The sequence below is a fragment of the Weissella oryzae SG25 genome (assembly GCF_000691805.2).
Lineage (GTDB): Bacteria > Bacillota > Bacilli > Lactobacillales > Lactobacillaceae > Weissella > Weissella oryzae.
On sequence record NZ_DF820489.1, the window covers coordinates 140,777 to 148,611 of the forward strand.

Below are 7,835 nucleotides of genomic sequence, written 5' to 3' on the forward strand. Positions count from 1 at the left end.
AAAAAGCGCCATTGATTAACTCAAAGGCGCTTTTTCATTTGGTACGTATGCTGCCTTAGAACATCTACATGAAGCATGCACTGGAATTCCTGGAGCTTTTTGTAATGGATAGATACCATCATTATTTCCAGCAATATCCTGACATTCCTCACAAGCTGTTGGCTCGGCTACCCAGACTACATACTCAATACCCGCTTTTCTAAAACTCCTCATTTGAGCGACATCTTGAACTCTTGCAGTCTCTGTCCTCATTAATCGTTCAGCCATATACCTGCTATTCTTGAACTCTTTCGTGAACTGGTCGCGTAACTCATTAGCCAGTGCTTTAGGGTTAAGTCCCTGCACCATAGAACGTGTAAGCAAAGTATCTAATTTTGATTTCAATGTGTCTGAGTTAGCCCAGATACGCGCAGACCAAGTAGCGCTGTGAAAACTACTATTAACAACTGCATCAACAGCTCTCATCAGTTGTCTTGATTGGTTCTTAGATAATATGCCGGCTTGCCTCTTAACCTCTTCAATATACTTATCAGATAGATATTGCCGAAATCTTGCTTCTTCATTAGCGTTTAGGCTGATTAACTCTAATCCAATTTGAGACTTTAGTAACTCTAATCTGTTAATCCTCATCGTGGCATTATAAATTCGTAATCTTTCATTGGCATAAGCACTAAAATCTTCAATATCGACCATTTCTTTAGCTGTGGCACTAAAATTCTTTACATCGAAACTTGAAACACGCCTGCGTGCTTCATCGAGCGTTATTCCAGATTTATCTGCATAGCGTACATAAAAGCTTTCTATTTTTGCTATTGCACTATTAAGCGAATCATTAAACGCTCGCTCTAGGTCAGCAGAGTATCGCAAATCATCATGTATTCTTTGTTTTATCCATGTCTGCTCGCGATTAAACCAATAATCATTGTTCCTTTTCATCTACATCACCAGTCTCACTTTGCTGATTGTCTTTTTCTTTTTCAAAGTCATGATTAGCTGGATTTGTATTCACCGCCCTATCAATTGAATCAGCCTCTTCATTAGCCATTCGATCCAATTCCTTCTTAGGATCATCAACAATAGATAACACACTAAGTTGTGTTTCCTTTGAAACAATACCTTCAAGAGTGCTTGCAGTATTAGCTTCATCAGCAACGTTTTTGGGTAAGTTACGCGTGAATTGGAACTTCAAGTCATTAGCTGGGTTAGTAGATTGCTTACCTAAAATACTGTTCACTACCTTTTTTAAAGGTTTTGGTTTTGCTAGTCCTGTCATATCGAAGACAATTTTAAATAATTCACGTATCGAGCTCGTATACTTGCGCTCTTTGTTTGCTGCTAGCCCACGCATAGCTTGCATACGCAATTCAATAGAATATCCACTTGCAGCCGAGCTTGCTCCTGAACTCAAATCATTCAGATTAGTAACCATGGCAGTTAAAAACAACTTTTCTTCTAGCCTATCTATTAAATTCTCCTGTGTACCATCTCCGTTGGGACGTTCCAAAAACGAAGCTTTGGCGTCAGGTGCATCTACTGAAAGAACACGATTATCTGCCAAACCTGTGAGGTCATCATCGCTTAAATCTGCACCACTCATAAAGAAATACGCATCAGCTATTGCTTCGACATCATTAGCCTTTTGAGATAGAGCACTATTAATAGAGTTCATAATTGATTTAACTGAATCGAATGCTCCTTGCCGTTCTTCATTTTCTACAAACTCGACGGCTGGCACACTACCGAATAAATGCGATACTGTATCTCCAAATTTATACCCATTGCCGAATGAAATAATCTCATTTTCTGTATAGATATCGCCAGAGACAGCATTATTATCATCAAATGCGTATCTAACAAAATAAAGTGGCTCGCATGCCACGGTATCGTCATAAATCATGAAGGACTTTGTAGGACTTGAAACAGCTATTCGCGTCTCTGAATCTTCATTCTGGTATAAAAACATGTAGCTGCGCCCATAAATACTTGTCTGTTTTGAGACTTCACTAAGCTTATCTACAAATGAATTCATATTATTAAACCCCTGTAAATTATCGTTATAAGCCTCATCATCAAGAGTAATCTGGGGCGGGATTCCAATAAAAAAGCCGTTGAATATGTCGACAATGTACTTAGCAAAGTTAATTACTATACGATTGTCAGGCTTATTCAAAGGCTTATCTTCTTGGTCCAGTATAGGATAGTGCCCTTTATACATCTTGATGTTTTCGTCATACGACTTATTTAATGTATCTTTGTTGTACTCAACCATCCCTTTTAAATCATCCGCATTTATGTCGACACCCGTTGGAAATATGAACATATCATTTTCATTAATTGTTCCTCTCCCCCTAACATTGTCTACCATAAGCTAACCTCCTTTTAAATTGATACGTTGTAAGTTTTAACCTTTGCCGCACCAGAACTAACTACCGAGTAAACAAAGTATCTATCAGCATCCATTGCGTGGTCGTGCTCTTTCACGGGTTTATCTTCGCCTTTATCTGCCGCCTTAGCGTCCCAAATATACGCTTGGAACTCTTTAAATGTATTAGTTGCCTTTGATGTCCACTTAACCAAACCGTTATCCATTGCAGACATCATAGAGCGAATACCATTGACCACATCATTATTAGCCTTCTTAACACTAAACCCATGTTGGATTAGTTCCGCTTTAAATGACGCTGCGGCTGGGTCTAAGATTATTCTCGTGTAACGCCTATCCACATCGTTCCGTTCATAGAACTGCTCCAAGTCCTCTCTGAATTGCTTATCAGTTCGTTGTATGCTCTTCTCACGTCCTGAATAGTAATACTCATCTGTGTTGTACCATACACCTTCAAATAGACGCCAAAGTTTAAATACCGTTGCATTTTGTGTCCCATAGTCAGCTGATACCCAGCTCTTCTCAAACTGAGTATCAGCAGGCAAATCAACAACCATTTTTGATTTATCAAAGTTCGCATATATAACGCCTTCGGACATAACCCAAAGGCCCAAAATATATCGTTGATAAAACACACCAGAGTACAAACGCTCATACCTATCTCTCGTGGACTGATCCAGCGATGGATTATCGTCCATCATAAAATGAATTCTTATAGCATTCTTCTCAGTCAACTTATCGATCCATTCACGTTTAAACCAATGGTATGGCCCTTCTGGATTGCCGTTAAACCAAAACTTTCCACCTTTAACAGATACACGAGTGGTCGCTTGGTTAACAAAACTTTCCGGTTGTAACACAACCTCATCAAAGAAGAAGCCTGCTGCGGTTAGACCTTGAACCAGTTGATACGAACTCTCATCCTTGCCACCAAATAAATAAAAATAATTAGTCTTTCCATTTCTGGTTATCTCCACATAACTTTCACTACGTCGATCAAAAACCTGAAAACCTTCTGACTTTAGCATTTGTATCAGCGGGCTTAACACGTTTCGTCTTAACGATCCTATTGTTTTACCAGCTAAACCAAAGTTTTGACCATTAAAATCAGTCATTGCCCAAATTACATAGGATAACGACATAACAACTGTTTTACCCGCACGAACAGACCCATCAGCAATAATCGCATCTTTATTTGCGTATGGTGATTGATGAGCCCACCATGTTAAAACTTGTAATTGTTTTTTTGAGAAAGGATGAAATTCAAAATTAAAGTTAAGTTTCTGTCTCGTCTTCGTCATCAAAAGCACTCTCCGTTGCGCTGTCTAAAGCCCTAATTAAGCTACTATCTTCAACATTGTCATCAGTGGTAATACCTTGTAAGACTTCAAGCAATCGTTCCTGGGCCCTTACTTGGTCATGCAATTCAATCACTGGCCCGTCTTTACCAAGGGTAACTTTCTTAATAAGAGAGGTATCAACTTGTTTATTGCTTTTCAATTGAACAAATGATTGATGCAAGATGATTGGATTATCATTAACATCTAAAAGAGGTGTACCTTCTGAATCAGTATTCATCACATCATAGCCACCAAACTTCACATAGTCACCAATATCTGCAAAAGCTTGTTTAGCCCACATCCCAATGATATCTTGTTCAGTCACGGCTAAGTCCTTTAAACGAGCCTTACGTAGTTCTGAAACTGCTTTTTGAACGTTAGGTTTTGCAAGGAGTTTCGACCCTTCTGTTCGAGCTGTATTATAGGTAGAATCGAATACATTTAAATAAGCCTGTGTTGCGTTGAAAGACTTCAAATACTCAACAACAAAGGCTTTCTGCTTATCTGCCAAGCTTGAATCATCTAGCCCATCAATGGCTTCATTGACTTCTATATTTGTGTGCACACCTTTTGTTTTTGTGTGCACACTTTTTTGCTTTGGAGGTGCACCATTACGGGCCCACCCATAACGTTGTTTCCAAGATTTAACAGTATTAAGAGTCACATCATATTTATCTGCAATCTCTTTATACTTCATCCCAGCTAAATAATCTGATTCTGCTTGTTCCCATTTCTCAACCATAACTACACCACTCTCACCACCTTTCATCACAAAATAAAAAGGCAACAATCTAGTGATTGCTACCTGTATGTATTTTTAAAGCCCAAAATCCTCGTAAACAGAATCTGAGTAGTAATAGTGCCCACTTTGATTATTTTTTCTATACTTTTTATCGGATTCAGGCCAATTGTTCAGCGCATAATTTAAAATCTTTGATTGAAAAGTGGTAGCAATTAGAAGCTCATCCCTAAGAATAGGCGGTAGTAATTGATCGGTCTTTCTATTCCCGTTTAGGTTAACAACAATGATTGGTAAACCTAACTTAATAGCTGTTTCAATTTCCCATCTAACAAATTTATACAAATTTTTTGTTTTTTCACCAACTAAGAGAACAAACGTTTTAGAATTATTCATACGCTCTCTTAAACTTCGCTTGATAGTTTCCTCACTACTACTATCTCTTGAACTCTTCAAATCATGAGCATTATTTAAATCAAAATCAATGTTCTCATTCGCAGACCACATTTGAAGTGTTCGATAAGCCGCCATATCTTCATCACCGTCAAACGCAACATAAACTTTATTTCTATAAGCCATTAAAATCCTCTTTCAAATGAAAATAATCTATTTGTGAATTTGTTCTACTATCTAAGAGTATAACTAACTTATCTGGCATTTCAAATTTTAATTTTCTCAATTTAAAAGTCCAGAGGATTATTTTAAGAAGTTCTTGCGGCTCGTACTTAGTTCCGTTGTCAAGTCTTGTTCTTCCATTACCAAACAGAGTAATAACCACAGTATTTCCGTCATAAAGATTATCAATTTCATCCCAAAACTTCATCAAAAATTTAATGTAGTCTGGCATTAACAACCTAGCTTTGTTTTCCTCATCAAAGTGAGTTAATGCTGTAAAGAAAGTATTTTTATTTGCGGAAAAGATAGTTCCCAAGCTATATCTTGTAGTCTTACCTTTAATTCTTTGTACATCCTTCTCAAGGATATTCCTAGATAAATGGTCGCTTTCATCTATTTTTTTATCTAAAGTTGTAATCTCATCTCTAAACTCCTTATTGAGAATTTGACCATTTAAAGTTTTAGCGGAAACAAGTTCCTGATCTATCTTAGTATCAAAGAATTCATTGAAATTAAAAACTCTAATTATATTCTCTTTTTTATAGTCATCAGATAATATATCGCCTTGTTTTATTTCTATTGTGCTACCGTCGTGTTCTAACGTAATTTTCGTCTTTCTATTGGCTATAATTAGCAAAATAAAATAAACAAAAATCAATCCTATTATCAAAATTTTGAATATAAAAAAGCGCTCTTTCGCCGTCAAATCTACAAAAGTCAACAATCCGCTTGTAAACCCAACTACAACTATCAAATAACTTGAAATATTTTTTAAAAGATTCTTGTCAAGAAACTTAACTTTCATAATGGTACCTCTAAGTCGAGAATATCATTTTTTTTGATAAATAAATAGGATTGAAAACATGAAAGTGCTACTAAAATAAATCATTGAATCATTCTTTCCATAACAAAAAGAAATAATAGCCATAATTGCAGATAACGTTGCTAAAATTTTCCAAAAAATTGTATCCATAAAAAACTCCAATCATTCTAAAACTTTATAATATAATTGCAAAATAAAAGAGCCGATATTTCTATCAGCTCTATGGCCACGTTCACCTAAACTAGTATGCTATCCGCATAAAGCAGATAAAGGCAAACGCTACATGCCACGAGTTACCGTGGGCTTTCTGGACAACCTGTGTCCATATACAGCAGGTAAGGATTTGCACCTTACATGATTATTGTAATCTCGAGTTAGTTAATCCTGTGCTATCCCCTTACAAAAATCCGGATTTCACGTCTACCTATTCCGCCACTGCCGTTTTTAATTATTTGATACTATTAATTTAACACCCAAATACAGGTGAAAATATTCTAATAATATTTATTTATTGCCCCGCAAACGCATATTCAGCAACGGAGCGCTTTAATTCATTACGCCAATCTCTAATAGTTGATATAGAAACTTTGTATTCAAATGTAGCTTTAGTCCAAGTCATTTCTTTTGTATAAATACTTTTCAGAGTAGCGTACCTGGTCTCATCCATTCCCTGAGTCCACATGATACAAATTTCAAGTTGATGTTCCATTACACGTAATTCTGGGTCTAACTCCTGCGTAATCAGCATTGATTCAACTGCGTTGTTGTATTTATACTGCGCTCGGCCTCCACCTATGTTTTCATCTACATCATGGCGGACAGCCAGCAACTTCTTCCTTGACCTAATAGCCAGTTCTAAATCACCCTTAAAGAACCTCTGTAACAGTTTGTCTACTTTGTCAGCCACAACCTACGCCCTCCATGATAAAATAAAGTTACTAGATATATCCTCATGGCGCTGACTTCGGTTGGCGCTTTTTTATTTGTAAACAACGGATTCAAATTCATTTCCTGCAAATTCAATGAACACTCTTTTATTCTTTGAGTTCAATCAATTCAGATTGAAGCTCGATAATATGGCTATTAACCGTATCCATTAAGGCAAGTACCAGCGAATATACAAAGACAACAATAACCGCAAACATCTGCATCCATTTTGCTTCAGAATTACCAATAAATGCCACGCATACCCATATAAACAATGTGTTTATCAGAATGTCATATCTATTTAACCAGCCAATCACTCTTTTTAGCCCATTCATTTTCATTACTTCACATCCAATAATTTGATAGCATGTTTCAAATACCACACTGCCTTTTCGAGGTCTTGACTAGTTGTTCCCTTGAATGGTGCTCGTAAGATATACTTCAAAGCATTTCCAATACTGAACGACAACTTAGGCTCAAATGCTGGAGCTACTTCATCAATCACTTCAATAGCTTCAAAATTGAATTTCTTGTAGTGTGACGGATGATTCACTAAATCATTATGATCTGTCATTATTTAACTCCTAACTAATTATTTAAATAAACCCATTATCAATTTAATGCATCGGACTTAGGTGGTTCGCCATGCTCAGCACAATGTAGTTTGACGTAGATAAAATGATTGCCGCCATCATTCACGTTTCCACTGTTAGTCCAATAATTAGCCGGATCATAAATTCCAGCTTCTTCTTCGGCTACTTTTATAATGCGTTCACGTTCTCTTGATTCGCCAACTCCTACACCAATCGTGTAAGCAGAAAGAGCTGAAACCAACGCCACAATAATCATCGCTAACATTACTCATCCTCCGATATTTCGCGAACAATAATGTCATACTCAACAGGAATGGCATTATACTCTTGCAAGTCATGGCGAATCTCATCAGCTGTTTGTTTTCTCGCCAAAACAGTACCATTCTCTGGCGAGATAAGTTCATATAAATCTTCG

At 36.8% G+C, this 7,835-nt stretch carries 10 protein-coding genes; all 10 read right to left on the minus strand.

Translation table 11 applies throughout. The annotated features are described in order from the left end of the window. Positions 1-15: 15 nt before the first annotated feature. A complete protein-coding gene (locus tag TT13_RS05495; protein WP_027699058.1) occupies positions 16-936 on the minus strand; it encodes a minor capsid protein in 921 nt (306 codons plus the stop codon). After that, a complete protein-coding gene (locus TT13_RS05500; RefSeq protein ID WP_045476724.1) occupies positions 920-2,365 on the minus strand; it encodes a phage portal protein in 1,446 nt (481 codons plus the stop codon). The genes TT13_RS05495 and TT13_RS05500 overlap by 17 nt, the downstream gene beginning before the upstream one ends. 14 nt (positions 2,366-2,379) lie before the next feature. Further along, positions 2,380-3,684 (minus strand): PBSX family phage terminase large subunit, encoded by a 1,305-nt coding sequence (locus TT13_RS05505; RefSeq protein WP_027699059.1) that lies wholly within the window; start codon positions 3,682-3,684, stop codon positions 2,380-2,382. Beyond that, positions 3,659-4,492, minus strand: coding sequence for a terminase small subunit (locus tag TT13_RS05510; RefSeq protein ID WP_052348554.1), 834 nt, complete (start codon positions 4,490-4,492; stop codon positions 3,659-3,661). Before TT13_RS05510 ends, TT13_RS05505 begins: the two co-directional genes overlap by 26 nt. A gap of 48 nt (positions 4,493-4,540) precedes the next feature. Next, on the minus strand, positions 4,541-5,041 hold the full coding sequence (locus TT13_RS05515) for a TIR domain-containing protein (RefSeq protein ID WP_027699061.1): 501 nt from the start codon (positions 5,039-5,041) through the stop codon (positions 4,541-4,543). Then, positions 5,031-5,882 (minus strand): macro domain-containing protein, encoded by an 852-nt coding sequence (locus tag TT13_RS05520; protein ID WP_027699062.1) that lies wholly within the window; start codon positions 5,880-5,882, stop codon positions 5,031-5,033. Before TT13_RS05520 ends, TT13_RS05515 begins: the two co-directional genes overlap by 11 nt. A 526-nt stretch (positions 5,883-6,408) precedes the next feature. Then, positions 6,409-6,807 (minus strand): DUF722 domain-containing protein, encoded by a 399-nt coding sequence (locus tag TT13_RS05525; RefSeq protein ID WP_052348555.1) that lies wholly within the window; start codon positions 6,805-6,807, stop codon positions 6,409-6,411. Between the two features lie 127 nt (positions 6,808-6,934). After that, a complete protein-coding gene (locus TT13_RS11290) occupies positions 6,935-7,084 on the minus strand; it encodes a hypothetical protein (protein ID WP_190279626.1) in 150 nt (49 codons plus the stop codon). 83 nt (positions 7,085-7,167) lie between these two features. Continuing rightward, positions 7,168-7,401, minus strand: a complete 234-nt coding sequence (locus TT13_RS05535; protein ID WP_027699064.1) for a DUF3310 domain-containing protein — start codon at positions 7,399-7,401, stop codon at positions 7,168-7,170. Positions 7,402-7,439: 38 nt separating this feature from the next. After that, positions 7,440-7,676, minus strand: a complete 237-nt coding sequence (locus TT13_RS05540) for a hypothetical protein (RefSeq protein ID WP_145912351.1) — start codon at positions 7,674-7,676, stop codon at positions 7,440-7,442. Positions 7,677-7,835 lie beyond the last annotated feature (159 nt).